Source organism: Shewanella psychropiezotolerans, assembly GCF_007197555.1.
In the GTDB taxonomy this organism is placed as follows: domain Bacteria; phylum Pseudomonadota; class Gammaproteobacteria; order Enterobacterales; family Shewanellaceae; genus Shewanella; species Shewanella psychropiezotolerans.
The window spans coordinates 3,633,009-3,652,519 of record NZ_CP041614.1; the positions used below are offsets into that span (position 1 = coordinate 3,633,009).

Sequence of the window (19,511 nt, forward strand, 5' to 3'; positions counted from 1 at the left end):
ATCGCCTAACTGATAACTAAATATTAGTATAAGAACAATGAGCTGCAGTCACTCTAGCTGTAGATTTAGTTAAGCTCGGATTCGGCAGATGAAATGATGTCGAACTCTTCCTCGGGAGCCGAGGCCACCAGTCTATGTCGGCTATAGAGCACGAAATAGGTCACCATGATCAAATAGAAGAGTGCTGACCAAGCCGCGGCTTGCAGGCTGACAATAAAGGTCGATGCCAGGGCGACAAGAGAGAGCACAAGTGCAATTCCAGAGGTAATGATGCCACCAGGAGTCCTATAGGGACGTTCGAGATTGGGCTCTTTCTTACGAAGAATGATATGAGACAGGCTCATCATGGCATAGGAGATAGTGGCGCCAAATACCGCCATAGTGATCATCAGGTCCCCTCACCGGATAAGGACAGCAAGAAGCCCAAGATGCCGGGAACAATCAAGGCCCACACAGGCACTTTACGCTGACCCGACAGCGACAGGAAGCGAGGAATATAGCCGGCGCGGGAGAGTGCAAACACCTGACGGGAGTAGGCGTAGATGATAGAGAAAAAACTGGCTATCAGGCCAAATAAACCGACGACATTGACAAACTTTGCCGCGAAAGAATCTAATCCATAGACAGATTGGAGAGCGCCAACCAGAGGCGCACCATGTGCTTTCATCGCCTCAGCACCTGCCCCGCCGGGTACCAGTAATAGCACCACGGCAGCAAATACGATTAACACCAGCATAGAAGCTATGATACCTCTGGGCATGTCTTTCGCCGGATTCGTAGCCTCCTCGGCCGCTAATGGCACACCTTCCACTGCGAGAAACAACCACATAGCAAATGGCAACGCCGCCCAGATCCCCATGTAGCCTTCGGGTAGAAAACGGCTCGAACCAGCAACATCTGGGTTAGCCGCGATATCAAACAAGTTGTCCACGGAGAAATGAGACACCATAGAAAAGGCAAAGACCCCTATCGCGATAACCGCAAGTAAGGTTATTCCCATCATGATCCGCAATGCCTGAGTCGCTCCCCACAGATGCAGCCCGACAAAGGTCAGATAGAAAGCAGCGTAGACAATGGGGCCGTCGATACCTATGAGTTCATTAACATAACTGCCGATAAACACAGCGATAGCGGCTGGGGCGATGGCATATTCCAGCAAAATCGCGGTGCCGGTCAAGAAGCCTCCCCAGGGACCCATGGCCCGGCGGGCAAAGCTGTAGCCACCTCCTGCCGTGGGCAGAGAAGAAGACATCTCAGCCAGACTCAATACCAGACAGATGTACATCAAACCCATCACTAAGGTCGCGATAAACATGCCGCCGAAACCGCCCAAGGCTAAGCCAAAATTCCAGCCAGCGAAATCTCCTGAAATAACATAAGAGACCCAAGGCTAGCGAGCACTATCCAGCCCGCGACCCCTTTTTTCAGCTGCCTCTTACTCATGTATTCATCGGAAACGGCGTTATTCTCGATGCCGGTACTTTGGGTACTGGTTACTGCCTCTTGCTTTGATTCTTGTGACATGACACTTCCCTTTATCTTGGTTTGCGAAATGGCCCGATAGACGCGTGTTAACTCGTGGTAAATTAACGCTTCATCGAACCTAATGGCCTCCAGCCAATTGGACAACAACAATCATTTGTACTAACGCCCTAGTATTAAAATTCTTAATACTAGGGCGAATTCCTTCTCAAATTTTATCTACTACTTACCTCAAATATCAGCCTATTCTCACTAACCTATGTTGATCCCTGCGACCAGCCAGGGCAGATCTTCTTCTAATTCAGGCAAGAAACTCTGCCGCATGATGTCACAGCTGTCCTCGGCCATTTTCTGAGGCAGATCCCCCAACTCATGCCGGCGGCACACTAGAGTCAATTGACGATGTAGAGGCGCTTTCCCTGGGAGAGGCAGACATTTAACCTGATCCAGGCCTATGCCACTCTGATATAGACATAAGGGAGTGGTTATCGTCCAACCGATACCAGCAGCGACCATAGACAAGACAGCAAAAGTATTGTCCAGTTGCAGCCGCAAACTTGGCTCTATAGCGAGACGCTTAAGATAACGTTCGATGCAGATACCAATGAGTGAGTCTTGGGTATAACGGACAAAATCGAGTTCTTTCTCAAGCTGTTTAACTTGTTGCAGCGAAGGTTGATTCGCCCCACACACTTGAAAATTTGCAGGAACCACCAGCACGAATGGCTCTGAAAGAATCGGATATCGACAGATATCGTCGTTATCTTCGAGGGCATCATCCGAGATGATGATATCGAGTTGCCGAGACAGCAAGGCATCGGCATGCATGTTTGAGCGACCCGTGGTTAATGTCCAGTTCTCTGTGCGTCGTTTCACCACCTCTATTAAGGGTTTCCCCAAAGCTGTGGCCAATGAGTCCACTAAGGCAATACGCACCAGATGCAGCTGCTCGAAACTGCCTTGAGCGATCACTCTTTGAGTCTGCTCCGCTTGAGATAAGAGATGAGAGGATTGGTCGAAAAAATATCGCCCGGCAATAGTCAGGCCTACGGGACGTATGCTGCGATCCAGCAGCTTGGCATTCACCCCCTTCTCAAGCACCGACAAGGTCTGTGACACCGAAGATTGAGTCAGGCCCAGGCGCTTAGCCGTTTCAGTCATGTTGCCTGTTTGCGCAGTCATAACAAATACCTGCAAGGCTTTTAAATCGAAGTCAAATGATCGCACTCATACCTGAAGATCCGTTGGGATGAATAAAAAACATGCCATGAAACTCATCTATTTAGTAGCTTTATTACTCACAAATCGTAAATTGAACTCCCAGTCTCTCACCTTGCTGAAGATATCACGACACAAATTAAGCAGATAACACTGGATAAACCTAAAACAACAGAGTTTATAACCATGACTTAAGGTGTGATATACGACAACATAATTAGGCTATAGATCAGTACTTAATAAATTAGTGTCTCGAAGAAAAATCCATTCTGTGAAAAATCAAGCTATCGATAGCAAGGTTAACAGTGCTGTAATTAAGGAACGCATAATGAAGTCATCATGTCCAAAAATTGTCATTGTCGGTGGTGGGGCCGGAGGGTTAGAGCTAGCGACTCAATTAGGCCACAGGCTTGGCAAGAAAAACAGCGCCCAAATAGTGCTCGTCGATAAAAACAGAACCCATATCTGGAAACCCTTACTTCATGAAGTGGCCACAGGCTCTCTGGATTCTGATCTCGATGGAGTGGTTTACTCTGCCCATGCGGCAAAACATGGCTATCAGTTTCAACTTGGGACGTTTTGCGATCTCGATGCCGATAATAAGTTGATTAAGGTCGCCCCAATCACAGACGACAGGGGTAAAGTGCTGTTACCTGAGCGTCAAATTCAATATGACAAATTAGTCATCGCCATCGGCAGTGTCAGCAATGACTTCAATACTCCTGGAGTGAGAGAACATTGCTTCTTCCTCGACTCTCATCAACAGGCCAATCGGTTTCATCATGCCCTGTTAGACAGCTTTACTCGCGTGCATCAATCTGAGTCCATCAATGAGCTCAATATCGCTATCGTCGGAGGCGGCGCGACTGGTGTTGAGCTGTCGGCTGAGCTCTATCATGTTACTGAACTATTGAAAATCTATGGCCTGAGCAAGATGACCAAAGAAAAACTCAATATTCATCTGATTGAAGCGGGTCCGCGCATCCTTCCCGCACTCCCCGAACGCATAGCCACGTCAGCAAGGCGTGAGCTAAGTAAGCTTGGGGTCAATGTGATGGAAAATACCCGCATAAGTGAAGCGAGTACCGCAGGGTTTGTCACAGCCGAAGGTGAACTCATCGAAGCCAACCTGATGTTGTGGGCCGCTGGGGTGAAGGCCCCTGATTTTATCAAAAATATCGAGATATTTGAGTTAAACCGAGCCAACCAGATCATGGTTAAGGCTAACTTACTCAGCACCATCAATGATGATATCTATGTGATCGGTGATTGCTGTGCCTGCCAACAGGCCGATGGTAGCTTCGTGCCACCAAGAGCACAATCCGCTCACCAGATGGCACAGTGCGTCGAGAAAAACATCCTACATGAACTCAAGGGAGAGTCACTGGAATCATACATTTATGTGGATCATGGCTCCCTGGTCAATCTGTCTCGTTTCAGCACAGTCGGCAGCCTGATGGGGAATTTAACTAAGAACAGTATGTTTATCGAGGGCAAGATCGCCCGCTTGGTATATATCTCTCTTTACCGCATGCATCAAAAAGCCATACATGGAACGTTTAAAACTATCGCTCTGTGGCTAGCCGAAAAATTGATGAGGGTAGTCAGACCTCGAATGAAGTTACACTAAAATAATATTTTACAAATAATGTATGCCCTCAATGACAATGAGGGCATAAAACGATCAAAGTAATGGCTTTAATTACCAAATAAATCGGTATCTCTCTCAATCGGAAAGGTGATCTTAAACTCAGTACCTTCGCCCAGCAGGCTCTTACAATGCACATCGCCTTTTAACACTTGAGTGATCAGATTAAACACTATGTATAAACCAAGCCCACTGCCCCCAGAGCCTCTACGAGTCGTATAAAAAGGTTCAAAGACCATAGACACGGTTTCCGCAGACATGCCTTTGCCATCATCTTTAAAACGAACTATCACCCTGTCCTCTGTTCGGGCAATGTGAATCATGATCTTTCCATTCGTATCATGCTCAAAGGCATGAGTGATGGCATTAAGCAGTAAATTTTTGAGTACTAATTTCAAGGTTTCTGCGTATGTAGTCACCCTCAAGTCTTTATCACCTTCGATACTCACTTGATGATGGATTAAATCTAACTCAGGCAATATTTCAGTAATGCTGTCATCGACATGGGACATAAGATTAAATGTGGTTAGCTCTTCTGATGACACATCGACTGCCACGAGTTTAAAGTCTTTTATCAGCTTAGACGCTCTGTTCAGATTCGATAAAATCATCTCAGATGACTGAACAGCGGCATCGAAAAATCCGGACATCTCTTCATGTGACAAGTGTCCCTCATTAAACTCATGACTCAATCTCCCCGTCTCCCCTTGCATAAAGGAAGATGCTGTAACACAAATTCCAATCGGCGTATTGAGCTCATGAGCCACCCCGGCCACCAATCGACCTAAGGACGCCATTTTTTCAGCTTTGACTAGCTTATCTTGCGCCGATATCAAGTGCTCCATGGACTCCTGTAGCTCCTTGGTCCTGTCTTTGACTAACTCTTCGAGGTTTTCCTTGTGTACTCTCAGCTCCTCTTCGGCCTTCTTCTTCGTCTCATAAGCCTTATCTAATCTAAGGCGTTCTTTATAGAGCTCTAGAAACACCCCCACTTTACTCTTCAAAATCTCATCATTAATCGGTTTCACCAGATAATCTACCGCGCCGCTGATATACCCTTAAACTCGAAGGCCTCATCACGGGCAAATGCGGTAATGAAGATAACGGGGATATGGCAGGTTTTCGGGTGCTCTAAGATAAGTGAAGCCGCTTCGAAACCATCCATGCCGGGCATCTGCACGTCCATCAAGATCAAAAAGAAATCATGTTTATGAGCCACCGCCAACGCCTGATGACCGGACATGGCTTTCGTAAAGTCTAAGTTTAGGGGGCTAAAATACGCTCATAAACACGCAGGTTATTGGGCTCGTCATCGACGATCAGAATTTTAGGACAGGACTCATTCATGTAAATGGTCCTTAGCCACACTAAACTCAGGCTTAAAATCACACTTAGCAAGATAATGCCCCAACTTATCTAAGGGGATTTTCCTATCGACAACGACCATGTCTATAGCAGCTTTTGGCATCACATCGACCTCGGCAGTTTGAGGATCTTGTACTATGGCGAAACCGCCATAATTTTTGATCATTTTCAAACCCAGACTTCCATCAGAATTAGCTCCTGTAAGTATAAGCCCAATCAGATGATTCTTGTAGCAGGCCGCCGCCGATTGAAACAATACATCGATTGAAGGGATAGAATAATTCACTGGTGGATCTATGCTCAAGTTCAAAGTTTTATCCCGCTCCACCAGCAGATGATAACCGGCGGGCGCAATATACACATGAGCAGGCTGTATAGCCTCACCAGGCTCAGCCTCCTTGACTACCACAGCTGATCTGTCATTTAAATACTCCACCAAAAAATTATCTGCTTGCCTGCATCTGTGCTGAACGATAAGAACCCCCAAAGGATAATCACAGGGAAGTTGCGGCAAGATAGCCGTCAATGCATGTAACCCACCGGCAGAAGCCCCTATGACCATGGCCTCATACATGAATGAGCCGCCTGAATATCCGCTCCTTAGTAGCAAACTCCTCGAATGAGGACTTTACCTGACTGAACTCCAGAGTCTCCTTATCCCCTAGCAAGAGAAAGCCTCTGGGGATCAGACTCTCTTTAAACAGGCTGAGAACCCTATCTTGTAACCTGGGGTTAAAATAGATGAGCACGTTGCGACACACGATCAGGTGCATCTCGGCAAAGGCCTGATCTTTCATTAAATTATGGTTGGCAAAGGTGATATGTTCTTTGAGCGACTCTGCCATCTTAGCCGAGTTAAATTTTGCCTGATAATAATCGGCAAATGAGGCCTTGCCGCCGGATGCCAGATAATTTTGCGTGAATAGTTTTATTTTTTCGGCGGGATAAATCCCCTTCTCGGCAATCTCCAGAGAATGATTATTGTAATCGGTGGCATAAATCCGGGTACGCTCCAGCAGCCCCTCCTCCTTGAGCATGATAGCCATGGAATAGACCTCCTCTCCCGTCGCGCAACCTGCATGCCAGATGTTGACTCTTGCGTAGGTTTTGAGCTGAGTAAAAACTTTTTGACGTACCTTCTTGAACACCAGAGGTTCACGAAACATCTCGGTCACAGTCACCGACATGTCCCGTAAAAAGAGATCGAAAAAATCCGGATCATGTAAAATTTTAGGTACCATGTCAGACACAGAGTCAAGATCCGATAGCTGAACTCGATTTAAAATCCTTCGTTCCAGAGAGGCTCTGGAATAATCACGAAAGTCATAGCCATAACGGAAATGTATCGCCTCAAGCAGTTGATTGACTTCAAACTCAATCATATCTTCAGATTTCATAATCAAGATAACGTCCCCAAAATCTAGTTCCTAAACAGCCAAATCCGCATAATCGACAGTAATTTATCGAAATCGATCGGCTTAGTCAGATATTCCGAAGCGCCAGCTTGGAGAGATTTCTCTCTATCCTCGGGCATTGCCTTAGCGGTTAACGCTATGATAGGGATATGCTTGTAATCGCTCATTTCCCGTATTTTTCGCGTCGCCTCATAACCATCCATCTCAGGCATCATGGTATCCATCAACACCAATTCGAAATTTTTATCTTTCTCTAGCTGCTCCACCGCTTCCTTACCGTTATGGGCCATCTCGACATCGAAGCCTATCTCGATCAATTTTTTCGACAGGGCGTAGGTATTTCTCATGTCATCATCGGCCAGCAAAACCTTACGGCCCTTAAGCATGGAGTCTTCATCGTGGAGCATATGTATGGTCTTTTGGCTACTGACACAAAAACGAGACTCGATATCATGTAAAAACAGTGAAATATCGTCGAGCAACCGCTCGGCAGAACCTACCCCCTTGATGACGATAGTGGATGAATACTTGTTCAGTTCATCTTGCTCCTCATCGGTGATCTCTTTACCCGTATAGATGATCACCGGCGGTACTCGAGCAAGCTCACTGGCATCGATCCGCTTTAGCACTTCAAAACCACTAAAATCCGGTAAGCCTAGATCTAAGATGACGCAGTCATATTTACCCGACATGATCTCGTCGACTCCCTGACTGCCGTTATCGACACACTTGATGTCGATATCACTGTTCTCCAACAGTCTGATGATTGACGTTTGATTGGCGATATCATCTTCTACCACTAACACATGACGCAGCTCGGTGGCTGAAAATGCCCTTATCTCGTCAAATACGGTTAAAAGTTGCTCCTGACTGACAGGCTTAGTTTGTAAGCCGATAGCTCCCTGAACTAAGGCAGCGTTTTTATCGTCACTGTGGGCCGAGATGATCTCCACCGGTATATGGCGTGTCTTGAGACTGAACTTAAGTTGTTCCAGTACCTTGTGGCCATCGATATCGGGTAGCATGATATCAAGAATAATGCCATCGGGTTGGTACTCCTGTGCCAGGTAGATCCCCGTACGTCCATCACCGGCAACCAGACATTTGTAGCCATTTTCCCGGGCATGATCCCGCAATATTTTGGCAAAAATTCTATCGTCGTCGATGATAAGTAAAGAACGGTCCCCCTCATGTAAACTATTTCTGTCATCGGGGATGAACTCGGGATGGATCTGCATCGCAGGATCATGTTTTACGGGATTCCTAGTGGGGGATTGGGTGACGCTTGATGAGGAGCTAGATTCATCCGCCACTGTTGTATATTTAACCTCAGAGAGAATGGCTTCATTGTGTCCCTCGGACTTAGGGTCTATACCATCCGAGTCAAACTTACTGGGCAAGTATAAGGTAAAGGTGCTGCCCTGTTCTGGAGAGCTCTCGAGCTGGATCTCTCCACCTAACAGACGCGTCAGCTCCCTGGCGATGGTGAGACCTAAACCGGTTCCGCCATACTTTCTGCTGGTAGACCCGTCTTGTTGCTGAAATGCTTCAAAAATGGCCTGGAGCTTGTCTGTAGGTATGCCGATACCAGTATCGACCACGGCAAGTGACACCGCCTCGTTAGCATCTAAGCTGCTATGGGAAAAGAGGGTTTCGGATTTAACGAAGCCAATATTGAGAGAGACAGAGCCGGTCTCTGTGAACTTGAGCGCATTCGACAGCAGGTTTCTCAGTACCTGCTCGACCCTCTGACCGTCACTGGTAATACTCAGTGGCAATTTTTCATCCAGATTAATGATGAATTCAAGGTTACGACTCCTGGCAATAGGGTCAAATACCTGCTTCAGGTTACGGCTAAGCACACTCAAGTTCACCTCTTCGATATGTATGGTGAGCTTGCCTGCTTCAACCTTAGAGAGATCCATGATGTCATTAATGAGGCAGAGGAGATTGTTGCCCCCATCGAAAATCACCTTAGCATCTTCGACTTCAACCTCATCCAGATGTTGACTCTTGTTGTCGGCCAACCCTTTGGCTAACAAGAGTAAACTATTGAGAGGCGTCCTGAGTTCATGACTCATGTTGGCCAGAAATTCTGACTTATATTTACTGGCCAGCGCCAGTTCATTGGCCTTGATGGTGAGGTCAACCTTAGCCGCCTCTATCTCATCTTTTTGACGTTTAAGAAACACTTGCTTCTCTTCCAACTCTTCGTTGGATACCTTGAGCTCCTCACTCTGCTGTTTAAGCTCCTCTTCGGAGGTTTTAAGCAGTTGAGTCTGTTCAAGTAGGCTCTCATTTGAGCTTTTCAGTTCCTCTTGCTGCGCCTGCAACTCTTCCGCTTGCATTTGGGTTTCAAGCAGTAATGTCTGTGTCCGCTCTTGACTTCTGAGGTTATTGATAACAATACCCAGGTTACTGCAGATGAGTTCGATAACCTCGATCTGTTCATCACTGAATGTTTGAAATGATGCCAGTTCAATCACCCCCATCAACTCGTCTTCGAATAATACGGGTACCACAAGCACGTTCAAGGGCGAGCTTTCACCCAGCCCTGAGTTAATTTGAATATAATCACCGGGGACTTGAGTCAATAAGATGGTTTTCTTCTCTTTAGCACACTGGCCAACGAGTCCCTCTCCTATGGGAATACTGGATAATATCGCCTTTCGCTTCTTAAATGCATAACTTCCCGACAAACTTAAACCATCATCTTCATCCCCACAGGTGTAGAGGACTCCATGCCCGGCTTGCATCATTTCGGCTAGCGCAGAGATGATATTATCGGCCATGGCCCTAATCTTTGATGCCCCTTGAGTCAACTCATTGATAACAGACACTTGGTTCTTCATCTCATTTTGCTTCAACAGATCTTCATTGGTCTTTTTTAGATCCTGTTCATATTGTTTCTCTTGAGTGATATCGCGAATAAAAATGGTATACATCACCTCTTTGCCTTGTTTAACCAGGCCCACCGACAGAAATAACGGAAATGTACTGCCATCGCTACGCAGGGCGACAGCCTCACGCCCCTTACCTACAGCATCCTTGAGTCCTACCGTTTTATCTCGGCTTAAATAATCGTCATGTTCAGAATGAAAAAGTTCAGGCATCATTATCTTGATATTCTTACCGATGAGTGACTCGGCTGAATACTTAAACATCATCTCGGTCGCAGCATTGACCGAAATGATGGTGCCATCATCTTGAAGGGAGACGATGCCATCGACGGATGTGTTGACTATGCCCTGATTAATATTGAGACTGTTTGACAAGGACGCGGTTCTTTCCTTGATCTGCCCTTTCATCTCATGCAGTGCTATGCCTAATCTGTCTTTAGTACTCTTAGTCACTATCTCCTTGGAGAAGTCACCACTGGCTATGGCATCGGCCTGATCAGCAACATCATTCAGGGTCGCTATCATGGTATTGATCGACACCGACAAATCACCAATTTCATCCGCGCTGCTCCAGGAGACTTTTTGTGTCAGATCGCCAGTGGTGAGTCCATCGGTCACGGCTTTAATCTCTGTAACGGGCTTAATAATCAACCTGGCCATGACAAAAGAGATCACCACACTCAAGACCAAGGAGATAAGCACAAAGATAATGATCCCCTTAAAGCCCTCTTTACCATTTTCTTCGGCATCAGATAGTAAGGCTTGTATAAGGTGTTCCACCTTCTCACGCAAGGCTATGAGTTCATGATCAAGATCCGCCCCCTCTTGCTCAACGGCTTCTATGACGGCCTGACTGATGGTGTGATCCCACTCCCCCGATTCTATGGTGGTCAAGATAGTGAAAGAGTCTTGTTCAAATTGCAGGTGCTCCTGTTTTATTTTGATTAATCCACTCAGTATTGTTTTAAAAGCATCAATATCAGTCTGCGCCGAGGCCGCCTTTATGTCATGTTTCACTTCCTCCGTTATCTCATCTATTTCATCATTGATCTTGGCCGACAACTCGCGGTATTGAATATCTACATGATTAAAATCTCTAGCTGCAATCAACAGACTTGCTTCGGCGCCTACACGGCTATCCAGCTGCATCTCTTCGGCCAAGCGTAGGGCTTTCTCAAAATAGATCTCCTGCTCTAACAGATGAGTTTCAATTTGAGTCAGGCTGCGTACTCGTGGTAGGTCTATGTTGGAAACTTCCTCTATCTCTGCGCCTATAAGCCCAATCATGACCATGGAATAGGAACCGACCATGGCCATCAAAGACAAATTAAGCACAGCCGCTAGCATCAATTTCTTCGCTATGGTGAATTTGAAAAATGATCGAGTTTGAATTTCAGCCATGAAAGTCCACACCTGTACGTTAATCTACTTAAACTCAGCTAAGTCTTCAGTAGAGTCCTTGTCCTTCAATCAATACCTAAAAGCATAGTTCAGATATCCCCACACTAGTGCTTAAATAGCCAGATACGCATGATAGATAACAACTTCTCTAAATCTATAGGTTTAGTCAGATACTCGGATGCGCCGGCTTGCAAAGATTTCTCCCTGTCCTCGGCCATCGTTTTAGCGGTTAACGCTATAATTGGGATTTGCTTGTAATCGCTCATTTCCCTTATTTTTCGCGTCGCCTCATAACCATCCATCTCTGGCATCATGGTATCCATCAGCACCAATTCGAAATTTTTATTTTGCTCTAACTGTTCCACCGCTTCCCTACCGTTATGGGCCATCTCGACATCGAAGCCAATCTCGATCAGCTTTTTCGACAAGGCGTAGGTGTTTCTCATGTCATCATCGACCAGCAATACCTTGCGGCCCTTAAGCATGGAGTCTTCATCGTGGAGCATATGTATGGTCTTTCGACTACTGTCACAAAAACGAGACTCGATATCATGTAAAAACAGTGAGATATCGTCGAGCAACCGCTCGGCAGAGCCCACTCCCTTGATGACTATGGTGGATGAGTACCTGTTCAGCTCATCTTGCTCCTCATCGGTGATCTCTTTACCCGTATAAATAATCACCGGCGGTACTCGGGCAAGGTCACTGGCATCGATCCGCTTTAGCACTTCGAAACCGCTAAAATCCGGTAAGCCCAGATCTAAGATGACGCAGTCATATTTACCCGACATGATCTCCTCTACACCTTGGCTACCGTTATCGACACACTTGATGTCGATATCACTGTTCTCCAACAGTCTGATAATAGAGGTTTGATTGGCGATATCATCTTCTACCACCAGCACATGACGCAGCTCGGTGGCTGAAAATGTCTTTATCTCGTCGAATACCGTCAAGAGTTGCTCCTGACTAACAGGCTTAGTTTGTAGGCCGATAGCTCCCTGAACTAAGGCAGCATTTTTATCGTCACTGTGCGCCGAGATGATCTCCACCGGTATATGGCGAGTCTTGAGACTGAACTTGAGTTGTTCCAGTACCTTGTGGCCATCGATATCGGGTAACATGATATCGAGAATGATGCCATCGGGTTGATACTCCTGAGCCAAGTAGATCCCCGTGCGTCCGTCACCGGCAACCAGACATTTATAGCCACTTTCCCGGGCATGATCCCGCAATATCTTGGCAAAGATTTTATCATCATCGATGATAAGCAAAGAGCGATCCCCCTCATGTAAGTTATTTCTATCATCAGGAATGAACTCAGGATGAAGCCGCATGACAGGATCATGCTTGGCTGGATCCCCTGCAGAGGAATAAGTGACCTTTGATTGAGAACCGGACTCATCTGTCACTGTTGAATATTTAACCTCAGACAGAATGGCTTCATTGTGACCCTGAGATTTAGGGTCTATGCCACCTAAGTCAAACTTACTGGGTAAATATAGGGTGAAGGTGCTGCCCTGATTGGGAGAGCTCTCGAGCTGGATCTCTCCACCTAACAGACGCGTCAGCTCCCTGGCGATGGTGAGACCCAGACCGGTTCCGCCATATTTCCTGCTAGTAGAGCCATCTTGTTGCTGAAACGCCTCAAAAATGGCCTGGAGCTTGTCAGAAGGTATGCCGATACCAGTATCGACCACGGCAATTGACAACGCCTTATTTGCATCCAAACTGCTATGAGAAAACTGGGTATCGGCTTTAGCGTAGCCAATATTGAGAGAAACAGTCCCTGTCTCGGTAAATTTCAGCGCATTCGACAGTAGGTTTCTCAACACCTGCTCGACCCTCTGGCCGTCACTGGTAATGCTCTGTGGCAATTTTTCATCCAGATTAATGATGAACTTCAGGTTGCGACTCCTGGCAATAGGATCAAATACCTGCTTCAGGTTACGGCTAAGCACACTCAAGTTCACCTCTTCGATATGTATGGTGAGCTTGCCCGCTTCAACCTTAGAGAGGTCCATGATGTCATTAATGAGGCAGAGGAGATTGTTGCCCCCATCGAAAATAATCTTAGCATCTTCGACTTCAACCTCATCTAAGTGCTGACTCTTGTTATCGGCCAACCCTTTGGCTAACAGGAGTAAACTATTGAGAGGCGTCCTGAGTTCATGACTCATGTTGGCCAGAAATTCTGACTTATATTTACTGGCCAGCGCCAGTTCATTGGCCTTGATGGTGAGGTCGACCTTAGCCACCTCTATCTCATCTTTTTGGCGTTTGAGAAACACTTGCTTCTCTACCAGCTCTTCGTTGGACACCTTGAGCTCTTCACTCTGCTGTCTGAGCTCCTCTTCGGAGGTTTTAAGCAGTTGAGTCTGTTCCAGTAGGCTCTCATTTGAACTTTTCAGTTCCTCTTGCTGTGCCTGTAACTCTTCCGCTTGCATTTGGGTTTCAAGCAGTAATGTCTGTGTCCGCTCCTGACTTCTGAGGTTATTGATAACAATACCCAGGTTACTGCAGATGAGTTCGATGACCTCGATCTGTTCATCACTGAATGTTTGAAATGTAGCCAGCTCAATCACCCCCATCAGATCATCTTCGAATAAGACGGGTACCACAAGTACATTCATCGGAGTGCTCTCACCCAGCCCTGAATTAATTTGAATATAATCCCCAGGGACTTGAGTCAATAAGATGGTTTTCTTCTCTTTACCGCACTGGCCTACAAGCCCCTCACCTATGGGAATATTTGGCAATATTACCTTTCGCTTCTTGAATGCATAGCTCCCGGAGAGACTCAAGCCATCATCTTCGCCCCCATAGGTATAGAGCACCCCATGCCCGGCTTGCATCATTTCGGCTAACGCCGAGATGATATTATCGGCCATGGTGTTAAGTTCTGAAGCCCCCTGAGTCAACTCATTAATAATGGATACTCGATTCTTCAACTCATTTTGCTTCAGCAGATCTTCATTGGTCTTTTTTAGATCCTGTTCATATTGTTTCGCTTGGGTGATATCGCGAACAAAACCGGTAAAGACTATTTCATCTCCTTGCTTCACTTCCCCCACTGTCAAGTACATGGGAAAAGTGCTGCCATCTTTCTTCAAGCCAATGACCTCTCTGCCCTTACCTATCACTTTCTTGACCCCAGTGGTCAGATAGTTATGCAGGTAGCCATCATGCTCCTCGGTAAAAGGGCTGGGCATCAAAGTATTGATCTTCTTCCCCATCAGTTCATCCGCACTATATTGAAACTGTGTTTCAGCGGCGCTATTGCAAGCTATGATCACCCCTTTACTGGATATGGACAAAATGGCATCTAAGCAAGTGTTTACCATGCCTCGATTGAGTGTTTCACTCTTGATCATGTCTCGCTCGAATTTTTTCTGCTCACTGATATCGCGAATGAAACCGGTAAATACCACACCAGTTTCAAGCTGAACCTCCCCCACAGACAGAAAAATAGGAAACTGATTGCCATCCCTTCTCAAACCAACAAGTTCCCTGCCTTTACCTATGACTTTTTTCACGCCCGTGCTCAGGTAATTGCTAAGGTAAGTATCGTGCTCTTCGGTATAGGGGCTCGGCATCAAGATGTTAATTTTTTTGCCAACCAGTTCCTTACTCAAATATTGGAACATAATCTCGGTTGCCTGATTGCAGGACAGTATGATGCCTTCGGGGCTGATTGAAATGATGGCGTCCAGGGAAGTATTGATCAGTCCCTTATTAAGAGATTCACTCTTTAAGATCTCCATCTCAAATTTTTTCTGAGCACTAATATCACGGATAAATCCGGTGTACATCACCTCTTCACCTTGCTTCACTTCGCCCACCGAGAGAAAGATAGGAAATGTACTGCCATCGCTGCACAGGGCAACAACTTCACGCCCCTGACCGATAATAGTCTTCACTCCCGTGGATTTATACCGACTTAGGTAAGCGTCATGCTCTGAATGAAAGGGGTCAGGCATCAACATCTTGATATTCTTGCCTATCAGTGACTCGGCGGAATACTTAAACATCCTCTCAGTGGCGGAATTAACCGATATTATGCTGCCATCATCCTTAATGGAGATGATGCCATCGATGGCTGTGTTGACTATGCCTTGGTTAAGATTCAAGCTGCGAGACAAAGAAGTGTTACGCTCCTTTATCTGACTCTTCATCTCATGCAGTGCTGTACCTAATCTGTCCTTATCACTCTTGATCGCCACCTCCTTAGTAAAATCACCGCCAGCTATCGCATCGGCCTGATCGGCAACACTGTTTAAATTGTTCAGCATCTCCTGTAGTGCAATACCCAACATATCTTTATCGGAAGCTAGCTTGGCAACTTGATCTAACTCCCCAACCGCAATCTTTTGTGCCAGATTAGTTTTATCTTTTAGTGTCACTACCATCCGCATCATTTCGGCAAAGATACCTTGAGCGTTATCGCCTCCCTCCAGTTTGGCACTCAGATCGCCATTAGACACATTTCTGGCTATTTCTGCGATATATGCAGGCTCTCCGCCTAATTGGTTCACTATGTGCTTTGTTAATCTAAACGCCACGCCCAATCCTACAAAGATGGCTAGTAATGTGCCGTAGATCGTAATGTTAGTGACCAAAGATTCAGTATCTGCCAGGGATTCTTTCCGCAGTGCTAACAGCGTGAGCTCTTTATCTTTAAACTTTTGTATTTGTACGCGGAACTTATCGAAATAAACCTTACCCTTCGCCTCCCCCACAAGCTCCGCCATATCATCCATGGTTTTTGCGTCACCAATCTCACGACGTAACTCAATGAGTGGCTCTACCACCTCACCTATCCAGTTATCTATGATGTTCTTGCTTTCGACTAGCAATGAGACTTGCTGCGGATTGCTGGCAATAAAAACAGATAACTCTTTAATCAGCTGATGAAAACGAACACTTCCCTCTTTATAGGGATCGAGAAAGTGCTCTTGTCCCGACAACAGGAAACCACGCATACCTGTCTCCATATCAACCGCTGATGCCAGAACAACTTGCGCCTTGGTAATCGCGCGATAGGAATGGACTTCTAACTTCTCAAGTTGCTTAAGATCTGCGGCATTGGTACTGCTCTCAAGTTTGCGATGACTCTTCTCCAATAATTCTTTTTCACGCTCTATAAAAGTACTTATCTGAACTCTGAATTTATCAAAAAACTGTTTGCCGCGTGCCTCCTTGATAACATCAGCCATATCATTCATCGACTTGCCATCGCCTATCTCAGCTCTTAGAGCAATCACAGGCTTAGTCACTTCACTGTGCCACTCATCTATAATGGCTGATATTTCTTTAAGCTGACTCACCTGCTCTGGGTTATCACCGACATCGGACATGAGTGAATCAAGCTGCTCATAGAAAATCTTGTCTCCTTTCTCATAAGGGGCGAGAAACTCGCTCTTACCCGCCAGCAGATAGCCCCTCATCCCTGTTTCCATGTCTATGGCTATGGCTTCAATTTTTGCCGCTTTATTTAATACAACATGAGTATGATTGACCCAATTTAGATCATCTTCCAGAGACTTAACACTAAAGAAAACGACCATAGCGATAACCAACATAAATGACAGGATCACCGCGTAACTGATTAGTAACTGTGTTCTAAACTTGAGGTTGATCAACATTACTCACTCCCAGGCCAATGCTCCGACAGCCTTTAAACATGGCCTCTTCATCGTTACCGAGAGGGAATTGAAGTTGTTCAACTATAGTGAATTCAATCTGTGATAGTGTTTGTATTTCAGTCATCCAGAGACCTATAACAATGCATTTTCAGCATGCTGATAGTGATATGACATCCTTTCTAATGCAGAGATGAAAGGATCCATGATGTATATCGGTAACTAAAAGCATAGTAAATAAAACTAAATTTTGGGCAGGAGCCAGACACTCGAGGCTGATACTCAGATCACCGAAGAGAATGCAAAGCATAGAAAGTGAGCATAAGAGAGGGATTAATGTAAAAATTTAACGTACTGAATGAGATAAAAAATGACACTTTCGGCTCATATTTTACCCGGGCAAGCTATTTAATTTGTTGTAAAAAATCCACCACCTTGTCCATGTCTCGAGTACGACTCATGGGAGGAAGGGAGTTCAAAAATGCCTCACCATACTCGCGGTTGACGATACGGTTATCACACAAGATCAATACTCCCTTGTCTCTTTCATCTCGGATCAGACGACCGACGCCTTGATTCAATGAAATAACCGCCTGAGGCAGAGAGATACTGGTGAAAGGGTCTCGTCCATCCCGGGAGACATTCTCGGCTCTGGCTCTGTACAAGGTATCATTGGGTGACACGAATGGCAGTTTGTCTATGATGACACAACTGAGCAGTCTGCCACGCACATCCACACCTTCCCAAAATGCGCCAGTTCCCAACAATACGGCGTTACCAAGTTGCCTGAACTTCTTCATCAGACTTTGTTTACTGCCTTGGCCCTGAACTAACAAGGGATAATGAACACGGCTTTGAAGCCGAGCTGCCACGGCGTTCATCATACGATGGCTGGTAAACAAGATGAAGGTACGGCCTTTCGCCGCATTGATGGCCTTTACAGAGACATCGACTAACTCCCTCGCCGCCGCCTCATGATTGCTCACCTTAGACAGATGACGCGGCACACACAGCAAGGCATTGGAACGATAATCGAAGGGGCTGTCTAAAATTATTTGCAGACTCTTGTCTATGCCCAGTCCCTTGGTAAACAGACTCAAGTCTCGGTTAATCTGTAGCGTCGCCGACGTAAATATCCAGCTTGTCTGAGCATCAAATAATTTCTCGCATTCCCTGGCGACATTGATTGGCGCAATACTCAGCGTCAGGTACCTGAAACCATAGTCAATACTGTAAGCGGCTTGATTATTTTCACACTGAAAAAACACGCCCATCTTACTCGAGAAAGCCACCAATTTTTCAGTGCATTCATCGAGCGCTTCACTGCGGCCTATGTGCGCGAATAACAGGCTCTCCAACGCCTTCAACTCTTCAATGATTGCCCAGGAGGCCGATGCTATGTTTTTATTGCCCATCAACAGACGCCAATCGGTCTCAAAAACATCATACATTTGTTGATGCCAGCCATTTAACCGGCTGATACAACGAGAGGTTAACTGCTCAATCTGAGCCGAGTCTCTCAGCTCAGTTCGATAGACTGCTAGGATCTGTCCCAATAAACTATCTAAGCTTCGAGTTGAAATTTGCTGACCAAAATAGGTCACTGCAATATCGGGTAACAGATGTGCTTCATCGAAGATCACGACATCTGAATCGGGCAATAACTCAGCAAAGCCAGTTTCTTTGAGGATCCTATCGGCGAAGAACAGGTGATGGTTCACCACTATAATCTTAGCGTCCATGGCACGGACTCTAGCCTTACGGGTAAAACAGCTTTCATAGTGAGCGCACTTGTTTCCGGTACATTTATCCCGTTGACTGGCAATGAGCTGCAAAGCATCTGAATTTTCTGAAACTGAGGTCAAGCCCCCGAGATCGCCATCGCCGGTCTGTCCCGCCCACTGATTGATTCGTAGCAGGTCGTCTAATACCTTAGGCTCATGTGATTCACATGCCTCCAGCTGCTTATCTAATAACAGTTGGCACAAATAGTTACTGCGACCTTTAAGGAGCGCCAGTTTCGGAGCAAGGGTTAACATGTCGAGCAAGGCGGGAAGATCTTTGTAAAACAGCTGTTCCTGCAGATTTTTACTGCCTGTACTGACGATAATCTGTTTACCGCTTAACAAAGCAGGAATTAAATAAGCATAGGTTTTACCCACACCGGTTCCCGCTTCGACAACCAGATTACTTTTTCCATTAATAGCACAGCTGACCGCCGAGGCCATCTGCTTTTGCACGGTTCGAGCACTGTAACCCTTAATATGCCTGGCTAGCACGCCATCGGCATCGAAGGCTTGCTCACTGTCGATTGTCAGTCTGCTGCTCAAGGCGTTCACTTATTGGGCTATAAAATTAGAAATCATCATTAATCAGGCATTATCCTTGTTTATGACAAGGCATCAAGGCTAAGAACATAAATTTAAGTGAGAATGAAGAA

At 46.0% G+C, this 19,511-nt stretch carries 10 protein-coding genes and 1 pseudogene; 1 reads left to right on the top strand and 10 read right to left on the bottom strand.

The annotated features are described in order from the left end of the window. Positions 1–65: 65 nt before the first annotated feature. Positions 66–1,443, bottom strand: a pseudogene (gene eat / locus FM037_RS16115) (ethanolamine permease). A gap of 291 nt (positions 1,444–1,734) precedes the next feature. After that, a complete protein-coding gene (locus FM037_RS16120; RefSeq protein WP_144046808.1) occupies positions 1,735–2,709 on the bottom strand; it encodes a LysR family transcriptional regulator in 975 nt (324 codons plus the stop codon). A 319-nt stretch (positions 2,710–3,028) separates the two neighbouring features. On the opposite strand from FM037_RS16120, the gene FM037_RS16125 reads away from it, so the two are divergent. Then, positions 3,029–4,330, top strand: coding sequence for an NAD(P)/FAD-dependent oxidoreductase (locus FM037_RS16125; RefSeq protein ID WP_144046809.1), 1,302 nt, complete (start codon positions 3,029–3,031; stop codon positions 4,328–4,330). A gap of 68 nt (positions 4,331–4,398) precedes the next feature. On the opposite strand, the gene FM037_RS16130 is transcribed toward FM037_RS16125, so the two are convergent. From FM037_RS16130 to FM037_RS16155, 8 genes are all read right to left on the bottom strand, one after another. Then, complete coding sequence (locus FM037_RS16130; RefSeq protein ID WP_229380912.1) at positions 4,399–5,376, bottom strand: sensor histidine kinase; 978 nt, start codon at positions 5,374–5,376, stop codon at positions 4,399–4,401. Positions 5,377–5,384: 8 nt separating this feature from the next. Beyond that, a complete protein-coding gene (locus FM037_RS29570) occupies positions 5,385–5,567 on the bottom strand; it encodes a response regulator (RefSeq protein WP_229380913.1) in 183 nt (60 codons plus the stop codon). A 120-nt stretch (positions 5,568–5,687) separates the two neighbouring features. Beyond that, a complete protein-coding gene (locus tag FM037_RS16135; RefSeq protein WP_144046810.1) occupies positions 5,688–6,287 on the bottom strand; it encodes a chemotaxis protein CheB in 600 nt (199 codons plus the stop codon). Continuing rightward, positions 6,280–7,110: a CheR family methyltransferase gene (locus FM037_RS16140; protein WP_185976840.1), complete on the bottom strand. Its 831-nt coding sequence runs from the start codon at positions 7,108–7,110 to the stop codon at positions 6,280–6,282. Before FM037_RS16140 ends, FM037_RS16135 begins: the two co-directional genes overlap by 8 nt. A gap of 23 nt (positions 7,111–7,133) precedes the next feature. Continuing rightward, positions 7,134–11,429, bottom strand: coding sequence for a response regulator (locus FM037_RS16145; RefSeq protein WP_144046812.1), 4,296 nt, complete (start codon positions 11,427–11,429; stop codon positions 7,134–7,136). Between the two features lie 104 nt (positions 11,430–11,533). Continuing rightward, positions 11,534–17,074: a PAS domain S-box protein gene (locus FM037_RS16150; protein ID WP_144046813.1), complete on the bottom strand. Its 5,541-nt coding sequence runs from the start codon at positions 17,072–17,074 to the stop codon at positions 11,534–11,536. Beyond that, positions 17,052–17,198, bottom strand: coding sequence for a hypothetical protein (locus FM037_RS28580; RefSeq protein ID WP_185976841.1), 147 nt, complete (start codon positions 17,196–17,198; stop codon positions 17,052–17,054). The genes FM037_RS16150 and FM037_RS28580 overlap by 23 nt, the downstream gene beginning before the upstream one ends. A 277-nt stretch (positions 17,199–17,475) precedes the next feature. Next, a complete protein-coding gene (locus FM037_RS16155) occupies positions 17,476–19,410 on the bottom strand; it encodes an ATP-dependent DNA helicase (RefSeq protein ID WP_144046814.1) in 1,935 nt (644 codons plus the stop codon). Positions 19,411–19,511: the final 101 nt, after the last annotated feature.